The following is a 22714-nucleotide window of genomic DNA, read 5'->3' as shown; positions in this document are numbered from 1 at the left end:
AACTTAAAGTATTGACTTATGACACTATTTAGCGATACCGAATTATTTGCCACAGGCTTGAAAGGAAAAAAAATATTTGATTTGCCTGATGCAGAACTTATTTTGATCGACAACTTTTTTGCCAAAGAAGAATCCGATCGTTTTTATGAAAGAATACTTCATCAAACGAAATGGAGAGAATATGAAATGGAAATGTATGATAAAATTGTTACAGCTCCCCGAATGATTTCATGGTACGAAGATAAAGATAATGTTGGAGCAGATCCAAATGGTCCTGACTGGACTTATGATTTATTAACTATCAGAGGCCGTGTCGAAAGAGAAACCCAACTTGAATTTAATAGTCTCCTGCTTAATTTATATCGAAATGGCAATGATGGTGTTTCCTGGCACAGTGATAAAGAACATAACTCCGGACCAGACCCCATTATTGCTTCGGTCACTTTTGGAGAAACCCGCATGTTTCGATTGCGTCATAAATTCCGGAAAGAAATCCCGCAGGTAGAGATTCCGCTTCATCATGGTTCCTTTCTGTTAATGTCTGGAACAACCAATAGTTTTTGGCAACATCAGGTTCCAAAAACCGCACGCGATGTTTTACCAAGAATCAACTTAACCTTTAGGAGAACGAACAGAAAAAGCTGATTTTCTAAAACTTGTGCTGAAATAAAATAACTAAAAAGGCGTTATTTCTATTCTAAAATAGTGTAGAAAATTCCTCCTCAAAAAGTTAAAATCCTCAGTGTATGAACCTTTTACTAGGAAAACCCTATCTTTTTTACTACTTTTGCAACCTTTTTTTACATATACAATACCACAATGGCTTATTCAAACAATGATTTAATGCGTTTTTTAGATGCACAAAACAAACTTTATCTTACTGCTCTTTCCGAAATCAAAAAAGGAAAAAAGGAGACACACTGGATGTGGTTCATTTTTCCTCAGATAAAAGGATTGGGTAAGAGCGATACAGCAAATTATTACGCCATTAACGATCTAAAAGAAGCAACCGAGTTTTTAGAACACCCTATTTTAGGAAAACATCTTATCGAAATTTCAGAGTTGTTTTTAACTTTTAAAAGAAAATCAGCCGATGGAATTTTAGGAGATTTAGACGCTCGTAAATTACGTTCGTCTATGACGCTTTTCTCTTTGGTAGAAAATACAAATCCTGTATTTCAGGAAATTTTGGATGCTTTCTTTTCAGGAGAAACAGATCCTCTTACTTTATCTATTATTAATTCAACGATAGAATCAACTGTTGAAGCCGAAATCGCTTAATTTACACAAGCCCGCTTCCAGGATTATTTACATTTAGAACACTACTTTTTGCTTTTGCGCATAAGTAGTGTTTTTTTTTACTCAGGACAGAGCACCAAAAAAGAACTCTCTCAAAGATTTCTGTTCCGCTCCGTTGGGGCTTTTGATCTTGCGAAATCACATGCTTTATAAATACTTGGAGCAATTTCTGAACACACCTATCTGTAGTCTCTTTTAAGAAAAATTTCATATAAAAAAGGAGCTTCATCTTCGCTCAGCCAGACTGCCCACATAAGAAAATCTCTTTTTTTTGCATGCAGATCTGGCAAATTTCTGGAGACACTAAATTTTATGACTAAAAAAATGCCTTGTCAAAGACAAGGCATCTATATTTTGAAGTAAATATCAAAGTTAAAAAATTGCAGGCACCCATTTGGTACATAAAACTTGTAAACAAACTTAACCTTTGAACCTTATATCTCAGCACCTTAGCACCTCCTTTTAAACTTCTTTCGGTTTATTCAGGTAGTACACTGGTATTCCGGTCAGCATAATTAAAACTCCCCATCCACAAGTCGAGAATTTGGTAATTAATAGCGAAATACAGATTGCACTTGCGATTACAATATACAACATAGGCAAAAACGGATATCCAAAAGCTTTGTAAGGTCTTTCAATATTCGGCATCTTTTTTCTCAAAATAAAAATACCGTAAATCGTTAAAATATAGAAAATCAATACAATGATGATTACAAAATCCAGCAGATCTCCATACTTTCCTGTCAGACACAAAGCCGAAGCCCAGAAACACTGTGCCCACAAAGCCCATCCAGGAACACTGGACTCGTTTAAAACAGCTGCTTTTTTAAAGAAAACACCGTCTTTTGCCATCGTATAATACACTCTCGCACCTGCCATAATTAATCCGTTGTTGCAGGCAAAAGTCGAAATCATAATCATTATTGCTATAATCAATGTACCAATATTGCCAAAAATGTAATGCGAAGCCACTACCGCTACTCGGTCTGATTTAGCTGTAGCAATCTCCTCAAACGGAACTACCGCCAAATACATCAAATTGGTTAGCACATAAATAATCGTTACTATAAAAGTTCCTAAAAACAAACTTAGACCAACATTTCGTTTTGGATTTTTTATTTCTCCTGCAATAAAGGTAACTCCATTCCAGGCATCACTGGAAAATAACGACCCCACCATTGCGGCAGAAATTCCGGTAATCAAAGTGGTTCCACTAATAGGCAGCCATGAACCGCTTTCGGCATTATAGCTACGTGTCACCCAGCCATCAGTCCAATTGGCATCCCAGATTGAAGCTTTTGCTCCTAAGGTTAGTCCAAAAATAATTAATCCCAACAATGACAAAATTTTGATGATGGTTAAAACAGTTTGCAGAATTTTTCCGTTTTTCACCCCTCTACTATTAATGAAGGTCAATACAATAATTGTAAAAATCGAAACCAACTGAGCGGCGTTGAGTTTGAAGAAACCTAATTCATAAAGTATATTTTCATCGCTTAATGGTTCGTATAAATAAGCCGCAAACTTTGAAAAAGCAACTCCTACCGCAGCAATTGTTCCGGTCTGAATTACAGCAAAAAAGCTCCATCCGTACAAAAAGGCAATTAGTTTATTGTAAGCCTCCTTTAAATACACGTACTGTCCTCCTGCTTTTGGAAACATCGCGCTAAGTTCACCATAACTTACTGCGGCTATAACTGTAATCAGTCCGGAGAGCAGCCAAATTAAAGTTAACCATCCTGCCGAACCTACCTGTCTGGCGATATCGGCACTCACAATAAATATTCCTGATCCAATCATAGAACCTACCACAAGCATGGTTCCGTCTAATAATCCAAGTTCTCTTTTAAAATGTTCCTGGTCGTTTTCTTGCATAATTTTAGTTTTTCGGTTGGTTAAAGATATACTTTTTTCTGAAATTTAAGATTTTAGAGTGTTGATTTTAGATTCTTATTTATAGTCCTTAGACGGAGTAATCCTATTAGATAATCATGATTTTTTTTTTCGTTCAGAAATTATCAAATCTCAGGAGATTAAAAAGCAACAACTACTAAACAATTACAAGAGTAATTCTATATTTTAGTACTAATTAAAGTTCAATATTGCAGAACAACAAACTATAAAAATGGAATCAAAATATCTTTATGGAACAACTGTCTAAAGAAGAGATAATAATAAATAAGATTGCCCAAGATAAAATAGACTTTAATATTGGGGTACAGCTTTTATTAGAAGATGCTGAATATAATTTCGAAAGACTTTTTACCACTTTAAAAAATTATATCTTCAACTCTATTCCCGAAAAAATGCATTACAATACAGAAACTTATCAAAATGCTATTCATACTATTCCATTAAAATCAACCTATACCCCGATTGTACTTTTAAAAAATTTCCCAACACGAATTGCTTTTTACAAACTAGCGGAACTTCCTGAAAACGAGAACAAAAAAATTCTAACCTCACTACTTTGGATTTTTAAAGTAACAGACACTGAACGAAGAAATACAGCGTGTAAAAATGGCTGTGGGCACTATTGGCATGGATAAGAATAAAATATACCTACCATCCTATCTGTAAATACTTAGAAACTACAACTCAGCCAAAAGTTGTAGTTTTTTTTATACCCCGCAAGAAGAACTTCTTTTTTATTCATCAAAGAATTGTTAAACAAAAACTTTTCTGTTTAACCTTTTTTCAGTTTGTTCTTATCTATTAAATTTTAAAATTGTTTTCCTTTTCTTAGTCTTTCTAATTTAAAACAAGAGCCTTCACAGAATACATTTGATTTATTTACAACAAAACTGGAACAAAAAACAATTATCTCGTAAGAAAAAAAACACTAATTCTAAAATTCTGTTCTTTTTTTACTAAATTTATGCATGCATAAAACAATTTTGAAAAATCAATCTTTTATTAACAATTGTTTATTTTAAAACCGTCAAAAGACAACACTCTCAGTAACCTGATTTTTTTTAAAAGATTCCTTCAACAATAAGCGCTCTTAACAGAAAAAGCAGTATTAACCTCCAAATCTGAAAACTATGTCTAAGAGTCCGTTTTTTAAAAATATACGTTTCCCGAATGTTTTCATTCTATTGATAATTGTATTTATTTCCTGCGCTTTACTTATCTGTATCAACTTTTTCACCATAAAAATACTCTCCGCAAACAGGGCTTATGTCCATGGTGAATCACATTATTCAAAAGGACAAAAGGATGCGGTACGATATCTCATTATGTACCTTTTCACTAAAGATACAAACCAATGGAAGCTCTTTTCTCAGGAATTAAAAGTCCCTCAGGGTGATGGTATTGCGAGGAGATCGCTTTTGAAATATGGAGACAGCGAAATTGCCCGAAAAGGGTTTCTGACAGGACGAAATCATAAAGATGACCTGGATGATATTGTCTGGTTGTTTGTAAACTTCAAAGATGTCTCTTTTTTGGCAAAAGCGATTCACGAATGGGGTCAGGGTGACGAATTAATCGCTAAATTATCCACGTTGGGTCAGCAAGTCGATGGCCAGATCAAACAAAATCTGCTGACACCGGCAAGTCAGCAAAAATTTCTTAACGAAATTAGTACCATCAGCGATAAACTCACTATTAACGAACGTAACTTCCTGAATACATTAGGAGAAGGAACACGAAAAATAAAAAGCCTTCTCATCATCACCAATATTATTTTTATTCTGATCATCGTAATAAGCGTATGCACTTATTACTCGATTATGGTAAAACGTCTGCTCATTTCGAAGAAAGAAATTGAAGAAAAAAATGAAAACCTAATCCATGTAAATCATGAACTGGACCGATTTGTCTATAGCGCATCACACGATTTAAGATCACCTATAACATCACTAAAAGGATTGATCGAAATTACCCAGCTTGAAGATGACATTCAGCAAGTCAGAGACTACCTGACACTTATGCACAAAAGTCTTATCAGGCAGGATCAGTTTATAGTTGATATTATCGATTACTCTAAAAATAAACGCAAACAAGTTATTATAGAACCTGTCAGTTTAAAAGAAATATTTGACGAATCCATTTCACAGTTGATGCATATTGAAAATGCCAATAAAATAAAATTCACAAAAGAACTGTTAATCGATACCATTCAAAGCGATGACTTGCGTCTGAGAATCATTATCTCGAATTTGCTCTCGAATGCTATAAAATACGCTGACATTAATAAGGAGGAAATGTTTATTTCGATTAAAACTTATACGGAAGAGGGTTACGACAAAATTGAAATAACAGATAACGGTATTGGAATTAAAGATGAATTTAAAAACAATATTTTTGAAATGTATTTTGGTACGAACAAAAACAAAGGTTCGGGATTAGGTCTTTACATTGTAAAAGAAGCTGTAGAAAACATCAAAGGAAGTATTTCTGTTTTCTCTGAAAACACTATCGGAAGTAAATTTATTGTAGCAATTCCAAATTATCATGGAAATTAAGCCCATATTCCTGGTCATTGAAGACAATTTGATTGATCAGCTTGTCATCAAACAACTACTGACAAAAGTCCTTGATATCGATCAGATCATCATTGCGAATAATGGCAGAGAAGGAATTCAGTGGCTTGTTACTAAAAACAATGACCATCCGCTTATCATTTTACTGGATATTCAAATGCCAATAATGAATGGTTTTGAATTCTTAGAAGAATTTCATAAATTAAAAAAAGAAATAAAAAAAGGAATTCAAATTTACATACTTTCATCGACTTTAGATCCTGACGAAATTGCTGCAATTACGGCAAATAAATATGTAAGTGCTTTTTTAAACAAGCCGTTTCCAATAGATGAATTTAAAACAATACTGCTTAACTATTGAAGAACACGGTTTACCTGAGAAAAACTTCTTTGGTAATAAGGTTCCTTTGTAGATGAAATCATTACCCCACCATGTGTAGAAGAATGCACAAACTTAATCTCACCTTCGGTCACTTCGACTACCATTCCAACATGATTGATGCGGCGTCTTCCGTTAGTTTTAAAGAAAATTAAATCTCCTTTTTGCGCGGCATCGGTGTCAACTCTAACCCCAATTCTGGATTGTTCGATCGAACTTCTAGGCAGTTTAATGTCAAAATTATTAAAGGTGCAAATCATTAATCCTGAGCAATCAAAACCAGCTTTTGTAGTTCCGCCTGACCGGTAACGAGTCCCAATATTCTCTGTTGCATTTACAATCAATTGCTCAATAAGTTCCAAATTATTACTTATTCCTCTAACAAATGTGGAATCTTTTTTTACAACAGTTTCCTCAGCAATTTGTATGGATGGTGTCGATGTTGTGGTTTCGATAGGCTTTATTTCTTGTAAGGCTGCTGCTTTTTCCGGAGAAACATTAATCTTAAGCAGGTACCCCACTTTTAGTCTCTTTTTAATTGCAGGATTTTGTTTTTCCAGTTCTTTAACGGTTATCCCAAACTCCTTTGCTATCGCATATTTCGTTTCTTTTGACAAAACTTCCCGGGTTACCTCAACCATTGCAGGTTCCTGAACTTTCTCGATTACCGGAACTGTTGTTGCAGTTGTTGTAGCTGTATTGGATGGAATAGCAATTTGCTGTCCGATTTTTAAACCTTCACTTTCCAGAAGCGGATTGGCCTTTTTTAAGTCATCAACTGAAACATTGTATTTTTTAGAAATTCCCCAAAGCGTTTCTTTGGCAGCAACTTCATGAGAGCCTGGAGTAGTTTCGGCAGTAACATTTGCAATAATTTCCTCAGGCTTTTTGGTAGCTGTTTTAGCAACTGTTTTATTGCGATTTGGGATTAACAAAACCGAATTTAACTTTAGAACTTTGGGTGCATTAGAATTTGCTGCTGTAATATCTTTTGGTTTTACTCCGTACTTTTTAGCAATTACAGTAAGATTTTCTCCTTGTGAGATTTTATGCTTAATATACTTTTCTTGTGAGAAAGCACCAACACTGAAAAAAAACAAAATTGCTATTAACCTGAAAACCATTATCTGTTACATTTACATCTATTATTATACGCTCTGAATGCAATTACTTTTCTGAATTATAGGCTCAAAAAAAGCAATTATTTTACCCGATAAGCGAATTTAACTTTTTAAAGTAAAAAAAGCATCTTTTTTAACAACTTATTTTATTGAAATTAACAAACTCGGCATAAAAATTGATCCAACCCCCTGAAATAATGCTTTTTATGAGAAGTTTCATTTTTAAGCCTATTAAAACTAAAATCATACCTCAAAAGCAACTTTCAGCTAAACTTATTGAATACTACAAATGTATTTATTAGTATTCATTTTGAAAATCTACATAAAAAAATGCTCTGTTTTCACAGAGCATTTTTAATAGGAATAAATCTTAAAGATTAAGCTTTTCCGGCAGCAATTAAGTTTAAAGCTGAACCTGCTACAAACCAGCCAATCTGACCTTGGTTGTAAGTATGGTTCGCCAGAATAATGTCTTTGGTGCCATCGGCGTGAACGAACTCTAATGTTAATGGTTTTCCGGGAGCAAACTGGGTTAAATCAGTGAAATTAATAGTATCATCCTCCTTGATTTTATCATAATCCTTTTCATTAGCAAAAGTCAATCCTAAAAGACCTTGCTTTTTAAGGTTGGTTTCGTGGATACGGGCAAAAGATTTTACCAACACCGCTTTAACTCCTAAAAAGCGAGGCTCCATAGCCGCATGCTCACGCGAAGAACCTTCTCCGTAGTTATGATCTCCCACAACAATAGATGGAACTCCGGCAGCTTTGTAGGCACGTGCTACAGCAGGAACAGCATCGTATTGCCCTGTTAATTGATTTTTAACCGAATTTGTTTTTTGATTGAAGGCATTTACGGCACCAATCAGCATATTGTTCGAAATATTATCCAGATGTCCACGGAAACGCAACCATGGTCCCGCCATAGAAATGTGGTCGGTAGTACATTTTCCGAATGCTTTGATCAACAATTTAGCACCCGTAATGTTTTTACCGTCCCAGGCATCAAAAGGCGCTAATAATTGCAAACGCTCAGATGTTGGGCTTACCACTACCTGAACTCCTGAACCATCTTCAGCAGGAGACTGGAATCCAGGATCTTTAACATCAAATCCTTTTGGAGGCAATTCGTCTCCTGTCGGTTCCTCTAACATTACTTCTTCTCCATCTTCATTGATTAAAGTATCTGTTAACGGATTAAAACTTAAATCTCCTGCAATAGCCATAGCAGTCACCAATTCAGGCGAACCTACGAAGGCTAAAGTATTTGGATTACCATCTGCACGTTTGGAGAAGTTACGATTGAAAGAGTGCACAATGGTGTTTCTTTCTTCTTTCTCTGCTCCGTCTCTGTCCCACATACCAATACAAGGTCCGCAGGCATTAGCAAAAACAGTCGCTCCAATTTTATGAAAGGTATCAATAAAACCATCACGCTCGATGGTATAACGAACTACTTCGGAACCCGGCGTAATTGTAAATTGAGATTTTGTTTTTAAGTTTTTCGCACTTACCTGCCGGGCTAAAGAAGCCGCTCGGGAAATATCCTCGTAAGAGGAATTGGTACAAGAACCAATTAAACCTACCTGAATCTGTAAAGGCCAATTATTTTTGATAGCTTCCTCTTTCATTTTAGAAATTGGAGTCGCTAAGTCCGGAGTGAAAGGACCATTTAAATGCGGTTCCAATTCAGATAAATTAATTTCGATCACCTGATCAAAATATTGTTCCGGGTTAGCATATACTTCCGGATCTCCTGTTAGATAAGAAGCCACTTTATCGGCAGCATCCGCAACATCAGCTCTGTTTGTAGAACGCAGGTAACGCCCCATAGAAGCATCATAACCAAAAGTTGAAGTGGTAGCTCCAATTTCGGCGCCCATATTACAAATCGTCCCTTTTCCGGTACAAGACATAGAAGTTGCTCCTTCGCCAAAATACTCAACAATAGCTCCTGTACCACCTTTTACCGTAAGTATACCGGCTACTTTAAGAATAACATCCTTAGGAGCTGTCCAACCTGATAACTTACCGGTTAGTTTTACTCCTATTAACTTTGGAAACTTCAACTCCCAAGCCATGCCTGACATCACGTCTACAGCATCAGCTCCACCAACACCAATCGCAACCATTCCTAATCCACCTGCATTTACGGTGTGAGAATCGGTACCAATCATCATTCCGCCGGGGAAAGCGTAATTTTCAAGTACAACCTGATGAATAATTCCTGCTCCCGGTTTCCAGAAGCCAATTCCGTATTTATTTGAAACCGATGATAGGAAGTCAAAAACCTCGTTACTTTGTGTTTTTGCCCTTGCCAAATCGGTTGCAGCATCTACTTTTGCCTGAATCAGGTGATCGCAATGTACCGTTGTAGGTACCGCTACTTTAGATTTTCCGGCATGCATAAACTGCAATAATGCCATCTGTGCTGTTGCATCCTGACAGGCTACACGATCCGGGGCAAAATCAACATAATCTACTCCTCTTTTAAACACCTGAGACGGTACTCCGTCCCAAAGGTGATTGTATAAAATTTTCTCTGTTAACGTAAGTGGGCGACCAACAAGCTCTCGTGCTTTATCAACACGACCGGGCATGTTCTCATACACTTTTTTAATCATTTCAATATCAAAAGCCATAAGTATAATTGTTTTTGTGTTTTTTTTTGAACATCCCAAGTTACAAAAAATAGAGGAGTAATTAAAGAAAAAGCCCGAGTTTATCACTCGGGCTCTCTATATATAATGATTATAACTAATCGTAAATTACATCACTAACTGTTTGTTTGAAGGTGCAAACTTAGTTAAATTGATTCCTTCAACTGCAGTGGTATACTCCTCTAGTGTTGGAGTTCTGCCCAAAATTGTAGACAACACAACAACCGGTGTAGAAGAAAGTAAAGACTCTCCTTTTTTACCTTCAGTATCCTCCACAACTCTTCCCTGGAAAAGACGTGTAGAAGTTGCCATTACCGTATCTCCTTTTGCTGCTTTTTCCTGGTTCCCCATACAAAGGTTACATCCCGGACGCTCTAAGTACAACATGTTTTCGTATTCTGTACGTGCTGCACCTTTTGGAGCGCTATCGTTAAACTCAAAACCTGAGTATTTTTGTAAAACTTCCCAGTCACCTTCTGCTTTCAATTCGTCTACGATATTATAGGTAGGCGGAGCAACAACCAAAGGCGCTTTAAATTCAACTTTTCCTTTTTGCGCTTCTACGTTTTTCAACATTTGAGCAAGGATTTTCATATCACCTTTGTGAACCATACAAGATCCGATAAATCCAAGATCTACTTTTTTCTCTCCTCCATAGAAAGATAACGGTCTGATCGTATCGTGAGTGTATCTTTTAGAAACATCAGCATTGTTTACGTCCGGATCGGCAATCATTGGTTCAGCAATCTGATCCAAATCAACGATAACTTCAGCATAATATTTAGCATTTGAATCTGGCGTTAAAGCTGGTTTCTCAGAAGTTCTCACCTCTTCAATTCTCTTATTCGCTTTATTGATCAATCCCTGAAGAACGTGTTTGTCATTATCCATTCCTTTATCGATCATAATCTGGATTCTGCCTTTAGCAATCTCCAATGATTCGATCAAAGTATCATCCTCCGAAATACAGATAGAAGCTTTTGCTTTCATCTCTGCAGTCCAGTCTGTAAATGTAAACGCCTGATCTGCATTTAACGTACCGATATGAACCTCAATAATTCTACCCTGGAATACGTTCTCTCCACCAAACTGATGCAACATCTGAGCTTGTGTAGCGTGAACCACATCACGGAAATCCATATATCCTTTCATATCTCCTTTGAAAGTTACTTTTACAGATTCCGGGATTGGCATAGAAGCCTCTCCTGTCGCTAATGCCAGAGCAACTGTTCCTGAATCCGCACCAAAAGCAACCCCTTTTGACATTCTCGTATGAGAGTCACCACCAATAATAATAGCCCACTCATCAATAGTGATATCGTTTAATACTTTGTGGATTACGTCTGTCATTGAATGGTAAACCCCTTTCGGGTCACGAGCTGTGATTAAACCGAAATCGTTCATAAATTTCATCAACTTAGGAATATTTGCCTGCGCTTTTTTATCCCAAACTGAAGCAGTGTGACATCCTGACTGATAAGCACCATCAACGATTGGTGAAATTACAGTTGCCGCCATAGATTCTAATTCCTGAGCTGTCATAAGACCAGTAGTATCCTGAGAACCTACAATATTTACTTCAACACGAACATCAGAACCAGCGTGTAATACTTTTCCTGGTGTCGAACCTACAGCATTTCTGTTAAAGATTTTTTCTACTGCTGTAAGACCTTGTCCGTCATGAGAAATTTCTTTTGAAGGAGCAAATACAGTCGGAGCCGTAACCCCTAAAGTTTTTGCTGCGAATGTTTGAAGTTTTTTACCAAATACAATAGCATATGAACCACCTGCTTTGATAAATTCCATTTTTTGAGGAGTAAATGCTTTAGAAATATCGATCAGTTCCTGATCTCCATTGTAAAGTTTTCTCTCTTTAATATTAATTGTTAAAACAGTCCCTGTAGCTACAGAATACGTTTGCTCTAAAATTGGTTCGTCATTTTCATTACGCACAACATTACCTGCTGCATCCACTTTTTTAACCCAGTTTTTAAGGTCAAGACCAATACCACCGGTAACATCAACTGTCGTTAAGAAAATTGGAGAAATACCATTTGTACCTCCAACAATTGGAGCAATATTTACGAATGGAATATACGGGCTTGATTGTTTTCCTGTCCAAAGTGCTACGTTATTTACACCTGACATTCTTGAAGAACCAACTCCCATTGTTCCTTTTTCAGCAATTAACATTATACTTTTATCAGGATGTTGTGCCTGTAAAGCTCTAATTTCCTGCTGAGCTTGTGGTGTAATCATACACTGTCCGTGAAGTTCACGATCGGAACGCGAATGCGCCTGATTACCCGGAGAAAGTAAATCTGTTGAGATATCTCCTTCACCGGCGATAAAAGTAACTACTTTAATTTCGTCAGCTACTTCCGGAAGTTTCGTGAAGAATTCTGCTTGCGCGTAGCTTTCCAGAATTTCTTTAGCAACTTCATTATTATTTTTGAATGCCTCTACTAAACGATCTGTATCTGCCTCGTAAAGGAAAACCTGTGTTTTAAGAACTTTTGCTGCATCTTTTGCAATGGCAACATCATTACCCAAAGCTAAATCAAGCAGTACCTTGATAGAAGGACCACCTTTCATGTGAGATAATAATTCAAACGCAAAAGCAGGAGTAATTTCACTTACTACAGCTTCTCCAAGAATAATCTCTTTTAAAAACTCAGCTTTTTCACCTGCAGCACTTGTAGTACCCGGCAAAGTATTATAAATAAAAAATTTAAGCGAATCTTCTCTATACGGATTGTTAACATCCTTAATCTGTGAAATGATTTCGCTTGCTAATTCTGCACCATCGATTGGCTTTGGATGAAGACCTTGGCCTTTTCTTTCCTCGATTTCTTTAATGTAATCTTGATAAGTATTCATAATATTATAGAAGTCTTTTTATTTTTTGTTTGCAAATTTAGCTATTAAAGCCGAGAATTAAAAAAAATATAACAGAACTCGCCTTTTCAAACATTATTATTGCTAAAAAACAATTTTCATTACTTATTTTTGCCAAAATTTCAATTTTATATTAAAAAAATGAATTATTGCCATTTTAAAATCCTTTCTTTAGCAAAGTCGAAATTTGATGCTATAAATGAAGTGAGATTTTACCCCAACTTTAACAAAGAACCTTTCTAAATAAGCAATTATAACGTTATAGTAACCGATTTGTCTTCTCGAATCAGCCTCTTTCAAAACCAAAAAATCATTAAGAATATTTAAAGAAATCTTTAAATCAAAAAAAGGAAACAAAAAGTTTATTTTTCAATTATTATTATAACTTTGCAATTCAAAGTTCTTTTAATTAAAAAACACTTTCTATGAATGCAACCAAAATAAACTCTTTTTTAAATGACCAAATTGGAGTAAAAATTAGCCTTATTATTACGCTATTCAGCACAACGATGCTGGCACTTTCTTTATTGGGAAGTAAATCAGATTACGAAAGCTTTGAAATGCTTTCTGTACTCAATATCATTATTCTCCTCCCGTACGGTACTATCCTTACTTACAACCTATTAAGAAACAAAAAGAGCTACCTTCATTTACTTCCTTTCTTATTTCTCAATTGGTTTATCGGATGTTTCTCTACCAATGTTTATGTAAATGTTTTCGAAAATTTACCCCTTTGGGTGTATTGCACAACGTTTCTGTTTTGCTTTTCAAACTTTGTAATTTACAATCGCGAAATAACAAATCGCAACATTAACTTCATTTCTTATTTCATCAACGGCTGTTCCTTTCTCTTAATCGTATATTATGCTGTATTCCTGATACCAATAAGCATGTTTTCTATTATAGGAATTCTTGCCTTAGGATTAGGTTTTTATGGATTAGTGCCCGGAATTGTACTTACAATCCACACCTACATCCTGTCTAAGGTTCTTTTTGAAGAAAAAAACAACACCTATGCGTTCCTCTCAGGCATCGGAATCATTTTAACCAGCCTGATTGTGTTTACTTTTTTATTAAACAGGGAAAGTCAAAAAATAAACCAATATGGCATTACCAAAACATTTGAAGAAAATAACGATTTACCCACTTACATTAAAGTTTCTCAGAATCTTAAACCTAATTTTTTGAATGAAATTCTGCTAAAGAAAAACATTGTATACATTGCATCAGAAGACTTCTTTGAACTAGACGGTTTTGGCAGATTTAATAACAATGTTCAGTATCACGAAAGAAAGACTCACAATCCTTTTTTAAATATTGCTTATCATTTTGCAGAAAACATCAATTTAAGCGATGATGATAAAGTCAATATTCTGAAATCTAATTTTGATAAAAGACTTGAATCCGAAGAGCAATTATGGAGTGGACGAGATCTTATTACAAAAAACATTAAGGAAGATGTAAAAATTTATCCAAATGACAGACTCGCTTACACCGAGATTACAATGGATGTTGTTTGCGAAGAAGAAAGCAGGGGGCAGAAAGAAGCTATTTATTCCTTCCAACTGCCTGAAGGCTCTGTTGCAACTTCTTTGTCATTGTGGGTTAACGGAATAGAAAGAAAAGGTGTTTTGACTACCAAAGAAAAAGCAAAAGAAGCGTACAATCAGGTTGTGGGTATTGAGGCAAGAGACCCTTCATTGATGCAGTGGAAAGAAGGAAACCGAGTTACAGTTCGCGTATTTCCAATTACAAGCGAATTACCCCGAACTTTTAAATGTGGCTTTACAACACCTTTAAAAATTACAGGCGATAAACTGATCTATCAAAGTTTAAGTATAAAAGGTCCAAATATCAATAATGCTGCGACTATTTCGAGATTTCAGGTTAATGGAAATACTGAGTTTAAGACTTCAAAAGATTTTGACTTTGCGGATAATTACCACATAAATGAATCTAAAGGTCTGGACAAATGGGAAGCTGAACTCCCTTTAACCCAAAAACCATTGAGCAGCGCATTTGTTTGGAAGAATAAAAGTTATGAGATTAAACCGCTTATCAAAGAAAGGATTGCTTTTACGCCAAGCGAAATCATTCTTGACCTCAATAACAACTGGAAAATAGAAGAACTTGAATCGATACTCAATCTCTCGAAAAATAAATATTTTGTACTTATAAATAATACAAAACAAGAAATCAATACTTCCAATTACGAGAATATTTGGAACCAATTTGACGAATTGAATTATTCACTTCTGCCACTTTTTGATTTACAGGAAAATACTTTGATTATCACAAAATGCGGTACATTTTCTTCGAACTTTGAAGAGTTAGAATCTTCAAAATATTTAGAAAAAATAAGAAAAGGAACAAAAGACAAAGGCTTAAAAGTTATCAATATCTCGAACGAAATAAATCCGTTTTGGCAGACCGCAAAGGAACAGAAATATGCGAATTTTATACAAACAAATCTTAATACTTGTAAAGACCTTATCAGCAAAAAGCATTTCATAAAATTTCAAACTAATGAAAACAGTATTAATATAGAAACTGCCGGAATCTCAATCCATGAAAATTCAGCAATTCAGCAAACAGCTCATACCGGTTCAAATCATTTATACAGAATGTTCTGTTTTGGAAAAGTTTTAAACGATCAGGTCGAAATTCAGGCTGACACTTTAAAACAAAACAAATATGTTGACCTGGCAAAGGATGCCAATATTGTAACTCCTATTTCTTCTTTAATCGTACTTGAGACTGATGAAGATTACAAAAATAACGGAATTGAGAAAAACGTCAATACTTTAGGAAATGCTTCTATCAATAATGACGGAGCCGTACCTGAGCCACACGAATGGGCGCTATTATTCATCGTTTTATCTGCCATTTTATTCTATTACAGAAAGCAAAAATTAACGAATTAATGAAGAATTTAATTCTACAGAAAAAAACAATACTTGCTGTTTTTGCAATCTTATTGCTTTTTGCCATAAACAGCAAGATATTGTTTATAAATCTAAACAACGATTTCCTTGGAATTCTGGGTTCTCTTTGTCTTTTTATCGTTGGCGGAAGAAAAACAAATTTCAGAATTAATTATTTTTTAATTCCAAGTATTCTATTGTTAGAATTCATCAGCTGGCGTTTAAACACAAAATCAGTTCATTTTCTTTCTATACTATTATTTCTGTGTTTGGTTTTCCATTATTTCACTGGGAAATTTTCCTTTATTGCTTTCATTTGTCTTGTTTTATTTTCGACCCTTTTTAGTGCTTTTTTTGCACACTTAACCTCCGAAATAAAACAAAGTCTTTGCTACATAGTTTATCTGACACTAAAGAATTTTATACCTATAAATAAAATCGAAGGTGTTAATTTTTACATCAATAATGCAAAAATCACCATCGACACTGCCTGCATGGGATTGTCAATGTTCAAGACAGGATTGTTGTTTGGCGCAGTTTTAATGACTCTCGAAGAAAGAAGACTTAAACAATATTACGGCGTTTTTCAGATACTCTCTTTCTGCTTACTTATAATAGCGCTCAATATTACCTCTAATTATTTTAGAATCGTAACCTTAATTTTTTTCAATTGTACTCAGGAAAACTTTTTGCATCACGCTATTGGTTTAATCTGCTTTACCGTTTATCAAATTATACCGATGCTATTCATTATTAAGTATATAAAACCAAAAACCGAAAACAATGATTCAAACAAAATCAAACCTAAAATACTTATTGTATTCGTATCTTTTACACTCCTTTTAGCAACCAGTATAAAAATCAAAAATGAAACAGAAACTAGTTTTCACCAGGAAGTTAGTTTTGAATACAATACAAAAAAAGGCTCTTGGGTAAACAAGGAGGTTTTTAAAATTGAAACTCCTGAGAAACTGACTTATATAAAAACACCCTCTCATAATCCGATGGTTTGCTGGACTGGCTCCGGATACAAAATTATTGAATCTAAGAAAGTTGCAGTAAACAAAGAGGAAATATGGTTTAATAAAATGGAGAAAGACAGCCAAAATTATACATCGTATTGGTGGTACGAATCTAATGGCAAAAAATACAGCTCTCTTATTGAAGTTTTACTTATAAAATTGATTTATGGCCAACCCATTTTTTTAATAAACGAAACCTCAAAATCAAATTAAACAAAAAAACCAAACTAGAGATCATTACTAGTTTGGGTTTCTGCTGTTTTTATTGAATCTGTTACATCAGTTTTTTAATAATAACTTCTTCCGTTATTCCTTCGGCATCTGCTTTATAGTTTTTAATAATTCTGTGTCTTAAAATTCCGGTTGCCACTGCTTTGACATCTTCAATATCCGGCGAGAATTTCCCATTAAAAGCCGCATGGGCTTTTGCTGCTAAAATTAAATTCTGTGAAGCTCTTGGTCCTGCTCCCCAATCTAAATAATTTTTAACAAAATCATTCGACAAAGCATTATCAGGGCGTGTTTTACTCACTAAAGTTACTGCATATTCAATTACATTATCGGCTACGGGAATTCTGCGAATCAAATGTTGAAAATCAATAATTTCCTGTGCACTGAATAATGGGTTAATGACTGTCTTAGCATCAGAAGTCGTACGCTTCACTACCTGAACTTCTTCTTCGAAAGTTGGATACTCCAGCTTAATAGCAAACATAAAACGGTCTAACTGTGCTTCCGGTAACGGATAGGTTCCTTCCTGTTCAATTGGGTTTTGAGTAGCTAATACAAAATAAGGTAAATCTAACTTATAGTTTTGCCCCGCAATGGTAACCGATCTCTCCTGCATGGCTTCCAGTAAAGCTGCTTGTGTTTTTGGCGGAGTTCTGTTGATCTCGTCAGCCAAAATGATATTGGAAAAAATAGGCCCTTTAATGAATTTAAAATGTCTGTTTTCATCCAAAATCTCACTTCCTAAAATATCTGAAGGCATTAAATCCGGCGTAAACTGAATTCTTTTAAAATCTAAACCTAAAGCCTGAGACAAAGTATTAATCATTAAAGTTTTTGCCAAGCCCGGAACACCAATCAAAAGAGCATGACCACCTGAAAATATACACAGTAAAATTTGGTCAACTACGGCATCCTGGCCAACAATAATTTTTGCTATTTCGTTTTTTAATTCGTTTCGTTTCTGAACTAAATTATGAATTGCTGTTACGTCAGACATTTAGATATGTTTTTAAAATTAAAAAGAGTTAGTATTATGAATTCATAAAACTAACTCTTTTTCTTTATTTAATAAAAATTATTTTTTTAGCCAATTGTAAACAAACTTACAATCTCTGTACTCTCCAAGAATTTTGATATAGGTATCTTTTATTTTAGTATCAAACCATTTCGAGATTGTCGTGATCTGTTTTTCTTTCAATGCCAGTTCTTTAATTTTAGTGTAGTCCTTAGCATAATCAGCCACGTGTTGTTCAATTCTATTCGTAACTGTGATTATCTTATATGTTTTTTTTCCTTTATCGTCTGTATTTAAAAGTGGCTGTGAAATTTCGTCGTCTTTCAAATTTGAAACCTGACCGTATAAAGTCGGATCCATTTTAGTCAGTTCAAAACGGGTATCCTGAGTATTTGGATTTACCAGTGTTCCTCCGTTTGCTCTTGTCTCTTTTTCATCAGATTCTGTTCTTGCAGCTTCTGCGAAAGTAATCTCTTTATTTATAATCTTATTTCTAACATTAGTGATTCTTTCTTTTGCTTCTTTCAATGCATTTTCAGAAACTGTTGGCGGAATCAAAATATGTCGTAATTCAATTTCCTGTCCTTTAATTTTTTCAACCATGATAATATGGTATCCGAAAGTAGTTTTAAAAGGTTCGGAAATCTCTCCCTGTGCTAAACTAAAAGCTACATCTTTAAATTCTTTGACAAAAGGAGTCTTTCGTGTCATTTTATAAAAACCTCCCGTTGGTGCAGATCCGGGATCTTGCGAATACAATACTGCTTTTGTCGCAAAACTGGATCCCTCAAGAACATCTTTCCTTATCGCATTCAGTCTGTCAATTACCTTCTGCTCATCTTCTTTAGAAACCTTTGGCTCCACAACAATCTGTGCTACTTCCATCTCAGCTCCAAAAGTCGGTAATTCCTCTTTAGGAATCTTTTTAAAGAAGTTACGAACTTCCTCAGGAGTTATTTCTACAGCATCAACAATTTTTTTTGTCATTTCTGACGCTAATTTTTGTTCTTTTAAGATATCTGCAAAATAGGTTTTAAACTCCTCTACAGAATTCTTTTTATAATAGGCTACAACTTTATTAATATCCCCTACCTGCTGTACCATATAATTCAATCGCTCGTCCATCATGCTTCTTACTTCGGCATCACTCACTACGATACTATCCTGAATTGCCTGATGTGCATAAAGTTTATCTTCTAAAAGCTTCCCTAACATCTGACATCTTGTAATGTCTTTTGTAGATCCGCCCTGTGCTGAAATTTCTAAAAATGCTTTATCAATATCTGAATCTAAAACAATATAATCTCCAACTGTAGCAATAATACCATCAACTTTCAACTTCTGTCCGGAGGTCATTGTAATGGCAGGTTTGCTGACTACTGTATCCTTAATAACTTCTTGTGCCGAAATAATTGAGTTGAAAAAAAATAAAAAACACATTGTCAACACGTATCGGAAATCAATTGTTTTTAGCGCTAATTTTTTTAATAACATTATTTAAAATTTAATTTGAATGTAAAGATCCTGCTTTAGAATTTGTCATAAACTAAAATCATTTAAAAAATACCTCAGACCTATAATTCCTGAAATATTAAACAATTAAGATCTAGTTCATTTTGACTTATGACGAACAAAAATAACAATTCAATTACATAATACAACTATCGGCTATACTATTAACAAAAAATTATAGAGATGTATCTCTATTTTCAAAGGAACTAAGTTCTGAGTCTCGTTCAAGGGTTCCGAAAAACCGGCATAAATCATCCTTAAGCCCTGAAAAAATGGGTTATATAACTATACTCTATTACATCTCAAGCTGTTAAACTCCCTTACCCTAAAAAAGTTATCCATACTACAACGTTTTCGTTGAATAACTAATTTCCTGTAAAATCAAATGAAATCAAAAAACACCTACTTTAGATATGTAATTGATAATTTAAAGAGGGATAAATTATAAATAACAACTCTTTTCACCTCTTAAAACTATAATTACAAACTTTATTAACTTTTTTAACCAACCCGAAAATTATGAAAAAACCAATTTTACAATTTTACCTGATTGCAGCGATTACTGCATTCTTAGGTTCGTGTTCGCAAAATGAAACTACTGAAACAGATTCTAAAGCTCAGAGCGAACAATTCGAAATTATTAACGTTACACATCATAACGGAAGACCATTTAGTACCGGAACTTCCAATTCATCATCGACCGGAAAATATGTAGACAATCCCGGAGGCGGTGTTATGATGCAGGCCTTTTACTGGGATGTTCCTTCGGGAGGGACCTGGTGGAATACGGTGAGCAGTAAAGTAACCGCCTGGTCTAACGCAGGAATTGGTTCGATATGGCTTCCTCCGGCTTCTAAAGCACAAAACGGTGCTTTCTCTATGGGATATGACCCTACAGATTATTTTGATTTTGGAGATTACAACCAAAATGGCTCTGTCGAAACCCGTTTTGGTTCAAAAACCGAACTGGTTAACTTAATTACTAACGCACATGCCGAGAATTTAAAAGTATACGCAGACATTGTGATCAATCACAACAGCGGTGGACAATCGGAAGCAAATCCTTTTACCGGAACAAACACCTGGACTAATTTTAGCGGAGTTGCTTCGGGAAAATTCACTCGTAATTATAACGATTTTTATAAAAACAGCTATGGTAACAATGATGAAGGCGCATTTGGCGGTTTCCCTGATTTATGCCACGCAAACCCACATGTACAAGATTGGCTATGGCTGAGAGCTGACGGAGTGGGAAAATATTATAAAAATACCATGAAATTTGACGGCTGGAGATTCGATTATGTAAAAGGTTTTGGTGCTTGGGTGGTAAACTCCTGGAATGCGAATGTAGGTGGATTTTCTGTTGGTGAATTATGGGATTCTAATGTAAATACTCTGAACGACTGGGCAAACAATGCTAACAGCTCTGTATTCGATTTTGCTTGTTACTATAAAATGAATGATGCTTTTGACGGAAATAATCTGGCACTTTTGAATGATGACATGATGTGGAAAAGAAATCCGTACAAAGCAGTGACCTTCGTAACCAATCATGATACCGATGAAATTTGGAGTAAATTACTCGCTTATTCTTATATCCTGACCCATGAAGGCTATCCTACTATTTTTTACAGAGATTATGAAGAATGGCTGGACAAAAACAAACTAAACAATCTGATCTGGATACACAACAATAAAGCAACCGGAACAACTTCTATTTTATACGCCGACAATGACGAATACATCGCCAGAAGAAACGGCTACAACGGAAATCCCGGATTGGTTGTTTACATTAATAACTCTAATACCTGGCAGGAAAGATGGATTCAGACGAATTGGGCCAATACTCAGATAAAAGATTTTACAGGAAATTCAGGCTGGTATCCTACCACACAGGCTGACAAATGGGTAAAAATACAATGTCCTCCAAAAGGATATTCCATTTGGTCAATTAACCAATAAAGTTTCAATAAGAAAAGAGGGAATCTGCATCATTGAACTGCCCCCAAATAGTTAGACACTATTTGGGGCATGTTCAAAAGAAATCCGTACAAAGCAATAACCTTCGTGACCAATCATGATACCGATGAAATTTGGAATAAATTATTAGCTTATTCTTACGTCCTAACCCATGAAAGCTATCGCACTATTTTCGACAGAGATTATGAAAAATGGCAGGACAAGAACAACTAAACGATCTCATCTGGATACACAACAATAAAACGACCGGAACAACTTCTATTTTATACGCTGACAATGACGAATAGAAATAGTTACAACGGAAATCCCGGATCGGTTGTTTACATTAACAACTCTGACACCTGGCAGGAAAGATGGATTCAGACGAATTGGGCAAATCTCAAATAAAAGATTTTACAAGAAATTCAGGCTGGATCCTACCACACAGGCTGACAACTGCGCAAAAATACAATGTCTTCCAAAAGGATACTCCGTTTGGTCAATTAACCAATAAAGAAGAAGCCGATTTTTAATTTTTCCCAAGCGGGAAAAGGAGTTCTTTAAGATTTTTTGTTTGTTAATTAACGTAAAGCAAATCTCAGTTTAAGTCCGTAAGAAACCAGTCTGACATTGTGTACGGATGGAGAATCCAATACGCTGTTGTATTGCAGCTGCACAGGAAGGCCCGGATTGTACTGTACCAGACTTTTGTCTCCATTTTTATTGTAGATGTTATTTAGACCATAATCGATATAAGCCCCAAGATAGAATGAACTTCCGTTCCCAATCTTTTGTTTTACACCTGTTTCAAAAGTAGCAGAGTAAGACACTTTAGTATCTAAATCCTGTTCGCTGATCTTTACATCATTAGTACTTGCAAAACCGGCAAACGCAGGGTTAAATAATTCTACATTGTATTGCGGATAGTAACCGCTTGTAGTAAGGTTTTGAAAGGTACTCTGATAACATCCTTTGATCGCAAATCCTACTTTAGCACCCGCAGCAACGTACAATTGAGTAGTTCCCGGAGTTTCAAATTGAATGGCGATTGGAACATTTATGTAACTCAGGCTTTGTTCTTCTCTGAAGTTAGTGGCTTTGTATCTAAACTGAAAGGTTTCATTTTCGGTATCTTTAGTAACATATTGTCCACTAAAAGAAGCATACTTTGCATCAGAATTATAGGATTGGTACTCCGCTCCAATTC

15 protein-coding genes and 1 pseudogene are annotated in these 22714 nt (G+C 35.2%); 9 read left to right on the top strand and 7 right to left on the bottom strand.

Features of this window, described 5'->3' with window-relative positions:
* Positions 1 to 18 precede the first annotated feature (18 nt).
* Entirely contained in the window at positions 19 to 645 is a 627-nt protein-coding gene (locus tag JO950_RS10845) for an alpha-ketoglutarate-dependent dioxygenase AlkB (protein WP_202702659.1), read from the top strand.
* Between the two features lie 174 nt (positions 646 to 819).
* Positions 820 to 1281: a DUF1810 domain-containing protein gene (locus tag JO950_RS10840; RefSeq protein ID WP_089077068.1), complete on the top strand. Its 462-nt coding sequence runs from the start codon at positions 820 to 822 to the stop codon at positions 1279 to 1281.
* A 480-nt stretch (positions 1282 to 1761) separates the two neighbouring features.
* On the opposite strand, the gene JO950_RS10835 is transcribed toward JO950_RS10840, so the two are convergent.
* Positions 1762 to 3174, bottom strand: a complete 1413-nt coding sequence (locus tag JO950_RS10835; protein WP_202702658.1) for an APC family permease — start codon at positions 3172 to 3174, stop codon at positions 1762 to 1764.
* 269 nt (positions 3175 to 3443) lie between these two features.
* Here JO950_RS10835 and JO950_RS10830 point away from each other — a divergent pair, with 269 nt between their 5' ends.
* The 3 genes from JO950_RS10830 (at position 3444) to JO950_RS10820 (ending at position 6147) form a co-directional block, all read left to right on the top strand.
* Complete coding sequence (locus JO950_RS10830; protein ID WP_202702657.1) at positions 3444 to 3848, top strand: DUF5958 family protein; 405 nt, start codon at positions 3444 to 3446, stop codon at positions 3846 to 3848.
* Positions 3849 to 4343: 495 nt separating this feature from the next.
* Positions 4344 to 5768: a HAMP domain-containing sensor histidine kinase gene (locus JO950_RS10825; protein WP_202702656.1), complete on the top strand. Its 1425-nt coding sequence runs from the start codon at positions 4344 to 4346 to the stop codon at positions 5766 to 5768.
* On the top strand, positions 5758 to 6147 hold the full coding sequence (locus JO950_RS10820; RefSeq protein WP_202702655.1) for a response regulator: 390 nt from the start codon (positions 5758 to 5760) through the stop codon (positions 6145 to 6147). Before JO950_RS10825 ends, JO950_RS10820 begins: the two co-directional genes overlap by 11 nt.
* On the opposite strand, the gene JO950_RS10815 is transcribed toward JO950_RS10820, so the two are convergent.
* The 3 genes from JO950_RS10815 to JO950_RS10805 all read right to left on the bottom strand — a co-directional run bounded on the left by JO950_RS10815 (position 6141) and on the right by JO950_RS10805 (position 12826).
* Positions 6141 to 7289 (bottom strand): peptidoglycan endopeptidase, encoded by a 1149-nt coding sequence (locus tag JO950_RS10815; protein WP_202702654.1) that lies wholly within the window; start codon positions 7287 to 7289, stop codon positions 6141 to 6143. The genes JO950_RS10820 and JO950_RS10815 overlap by 7 nt on opposite strands.
* Before the next feature lie 374 nt (positions 7290 to 7663).
* Entirely contained in the window at positions 7664 to 9928 is a 2265-nt protein-coding gene (locus JO950_RS10810) for an aconitate hydratase (protein WP_202702653.1), read from the bottom strand.
* 126 nt (positions 9929 to 10054) lie between these two features.
* Positions 10055 to 12826 (bottom strand): bifunctional aconitate hydratase 2/2-methylisocitrate dehydratase, encoded by a 2772-nt coding sequence (locus tag JO950_RS10805; RefSeq protein WP_202702652.1) that lies wholly within the window; start codon positions 12824 to 12826, stop codon positions 10055 to 10057.
* Between the two features lie 443 nt (positions 12827 to 13269).
* Here JO950_RS10805 and JO950_RS10800 point away from each other — a divergent pair, with 443 nt between their 5' ends.
* Positions 13270 to 15768 carry an XrtN system VIT domain-containing protein gene (locus JO950_RS10800; protein WP_202702651.1) on the top strand — a complete coding sequence of 833 codons (2499 nt, stop codon included), beginning with the start codon at positions 13270 to 13272 and terminating at the stop codon, positions 15766 to 15768.
* A complete protein-coding gene (gene xrtN / locus JO950_RS10795) occupies positions 15768 to 17003 on the top strand; it encodes an exosortase N (protein WP_202702650.1) in 1236 nt (411 codons plus the stop codon). Before JO950_RS10800 ends, xrtN begins: the two co-directional genes overlap by 1 nt.
* A gap of 61 nt (positions 17004 to 17064) precedes the next feature.
* Here xrtN and JO950_RS10790 read toward each other — a convergent pair whose 3' ends face one another.
* Both JO950_RS10790 and JO950_RS10785 read right to left on the bottom strand, forming a co-directional pair.
* Positions 17065 to 18018 (bottom strand): MoxR family ATPase, encoded by a 954-nt coding sequence (locus JO950_RS10790; protein WP_017496734.1) that lies wholly within the window; start codon positions 18016 to 18018, stop codon positions 17065 to 17067.
* A gap of 78 nt (positions 18019 to 18096) precedes the next feature.
* Positions 18097 to 19530 carry a peptidylprolyl isomerase gene (locus JO950_RS10785; protein WP_202702649.1) on the bottom strand — a complete coding sequence of 478 codons (1434 nt, stop codon included), beginning with the start codon at positions 19528 to 19530 and terminating at the stop codon, positions 18097 to 18099.
* A gap of 537 nt (positions 19531 to 20067) precedes the next feature.
* Between JO950_RS10785 and JO950_RS10780 the strand changes: the two genes are divergently transcribed.
* Both JO950_RS10780 and JO950_RS10775 read left to right on the top strand, forming a co-directional pair.
* Positions 20068 to 21510 (top strand): alpha-amylase, encoded by a 1443-nt coding sequence (locus tag JO950_RS10780; RefSeq protein ID WP_202702648.1) that lies wholly within the window; start codon positions 20068 to 20070, stop codon positions 21508 to 21510.
* A gap of 69 nt (positions 21511 to 21579) precedes the next feature.
* A pseudogene (locus tag JO950_RS10775) lies at positions 21580 to 22021 on the top strand (alpha-amylase domain-containing protein); the annotation flags it as partial.
* Positions 22022 to 22088: 67 nt separating this feature from the next.
* Here JO950_RS10775 and JO950_RS10770 read toward each other — a convergent pair.
* Positions 22089 to 22714 (bottom strand): hypothetical protein (locus tag JO950_RS10770; protein ID WP_202702647.1); only part of this gene is annotated, 626 nt, incomplete at its 5' end.

The organism is Flavobacterium sp. UGB4466 (genome assembly GCF_903469665.1).
In the GTDB taxonomy this organism is placed as follows: domain Bacteria; phylum Bacteroidota; class Bacteroidia; order Flavobacteriales; family Flavobacteriaceae; genus Flavobacterium; species Flavobacterium lipolyticum.
This window is presented reverse-complemented; position numbering and strand designations above follow the sequence as displayed.

What these genes read in the sequence shown, in the direction of transcription:
- JO950_RS10840 (WP_089077068.1), top strand. Translation starts at nt 820, where the DNA reads ATGGCTTATTCAAACAATGATTTAATGCGTTTTTTAGATGCACAAAAC.
- JO950_RS10780 (WP_202702648.1), top strand. Translation starts at nt 20,068, where the DNA reads ATGAAAAAACCAATTTTACAATTTTACCTGATTGCAGCGATTACTGCA.
- JO950_RS10810 (WP_202702653.1), bottom strand. Translation starts at nt 9,928, where the DNA reads ATGGCTTTTGATATTGAAATGATTAAAAAAGTGTATGAGAACATGCCC.
- JO950_RS10825 (WP_202702656.1), top strand. Translation starts at nt 4,344, where the DNA reads ATGTCTAAGAGTCCGTTTTTTAAAAATATACGTTTCCCGAATGTTTTC.
- JO950_RS10820 (WP_202702655.1), top strand. Translation starts at nt 5,758, where the DNA reads ATGGAAATTAAGCCCATATTCCTGGTCATTGAAGACAATTTGATTGAT.
- JO950_RS10815 (WP_202702654.1), bottom strand. Translation starts at nt 7,289, where the DNA reads ATGGTTTTCAGGTTAATAGCAATTTTGTTTTTTTTCAGTGTTGGTGCT.
- JO950_RS10790 (WP_017496734.1), bottom strand. Translation starts at nt 18,018, where the DNA reads ATGTCTGACGTAACAGCAATTCATAATTTAGTTCAGAAACGAAACGAA.
- JO950_RS10845 (WP_202702659.1), top strand. Translation starts at nt 19, where the DNA reads ATGACACTATTTAGCGATACCGAATTATTTGCCACAGGCTTGAAAGGA.
- JO950_RS10830 (WP_202702657.1), top strand. Translation starts at nt 3,444, where the DNA reads ATGGAACAACTGTCTAAAGAAGAGATAATAATAAATAAGATTGCCCAA.
- JO950_RS10805 (WP_202702652.1), bottom strand. Translation starts at nt 12,826, where the DNA reads ATGAATACTTATCAAGATTACATTAAAGAAATCGAGGAAAGAAAAGGC.
- xrtN (WP_202702650.1), top strand. Translation starts at nt 15,768, where the DNA reads ATGAAGAATTTAATTCTACAGAAAAAAACAATACTTGCTGTTTTTGCA.
- JO950_RS10785 (WP_202702649.1), bottom strand. Translation starts at nt 19,530, where the DNA reads ATGTTATTAAAAAAATTAGCGCTAAAAACAATTGATTTCCGATACGTG.
- JO950_RS10835 (WP_202702658.1), bottom strand. Translation starts at nt 3,174, where the DNA reads ATGCAAGAAAACGACCAGGAACATTTTAAAAGAGAACTTGGATTATTA.
- JO950_RS10800 (WP_202702651.1), top strand. Translation starts at nt 13,270, where the DNA reads ATGAATGCAACCAAAATAAACTCTTTTTTAAATGACCAAATTGGAGTA.